This is a genomic window from Kitasatospora sp. MBT66, from assembly GCF_000710405.2.
Taxonomy (GTDB): domain Bacteria; phylum Actinomycetota; class Actinomycetes; order Streptomycetales; family Streptomycetaceae; genus Kitasatospora; species Kitasatospora purpeofusca.
The window spans coordinates 369,804-370,976 of the sequence record NZ_JAIY01000007.1 but is presented as its reverse complement, the minus strand read 5'-3'; the positions used below and the strand labels follow the sequence as shown (position 1 = coordinate 370,976).

Below are 1,173 nucleotides of genomic sequence, written 5' to 3'. Positions count from 1 at the left end.
GGCCGCCGGCCGGACCGTACGGCGAGGACGCCCCGACCGCCCTCATCCCGCAGCCGGTGCCGCCGCGCCCCGACGCGCCAGGCGCCTTCCCGCCCCGGAACGCGCCGCAGCAGCAGGCGCCCTACGGCCCGCCCCGGCCCGCCCAGCAGCCGCCGTACCCGCCGCAGGCCCAGCCGCAGCCCGGGTACGGCCAGGCGGCCCCGTACGGCCAGGCCCCGTACGGGGCGCCCGGCCGGCCGCCGCACGACCCCGCCCAGCAGGGTTACGCCCAACCCGGCTACGCCCAGCCCGAGTACCCCGGGAACGAGTACCCGCAGCACGAGTACGCCGGGCACGACTACCCGACCGGCTACGAGGACGCCGACGACGACGAGCGCCCCGGCAGCAGGCGCGCGCCGCTGCTGATCGCCTTCGCCCTGCTCTTCGTCATGGCCCTCGGCGGCGGCATCCTCTGGGCGGTCAAGGACAAGGGCTCCGGCACCGACCGGGCCGGCTCCGCGACGCCCTCCGCCGCCGCCACCGGCGGCACCTCCGGGTCCGGGAACCCCCAGCCCGCCCCGGCCCCCACCGGCGCCGCGCCGGCCCCGACCACCCCCGACCCCGCGGCGAGCACCGGCCCGTCCCCCTCCTCGACCGCCGCCGGTGCCAACGCGCCGGCCCAGGCCAAGGCCCTGGACGAGTTGCTCACCCAGGGCGAGAGCGCCAAGGCCCCGATCGGCAACGCGGTCGCCAAGGTGAACAGCTGCCCGACCAAGCCCGACATCGAGTCCGCCGCCCAGGTGTTCGACAGCGGCGCCAAGCAGCGCGACCAGCTGCTGGCCAAGCTCGCCCAGCTGAGCGTCACCGACCTGCCCGGCGGCGCGGACGCGGTGCAGTCGCTGAAGTCCGCCTGGCAGCTGTCCGCCGACATCGACCGGGCTTACGCGAGCTGGGCCCGCACGGTCGCCGGCCAGGGCTGCTCGGGCAGCGCCCCGAACACCGCCGACAAGAAGCGCGCCGACGAGCTCAACCCGCAGGCCACCCAGGCGAAGAAGGACTTCGTCACGAAGTGGAAGGCGATCGCCGACCAGTTCGGACTCACCCCCCGCACCCAGGACCGGATCTGAACCACCCGTGACTCGCACCACCCGCCGGCCGGCCGGCCCCATCGACCCCGACCGCACCGACCCCGAC

The 1,173-nt window shown here is 76.8% G+C and carries 1 pseudogene; it reads left to right on the top strand.

The features are described from left to right. Positions 1-1,106, top strand: a pseudogene (locus BI06_RS21180) (hypothetical protein); the annotation flags it as partial. Positions 1,107-1,173: the final 67 nt, after the last annotated feature.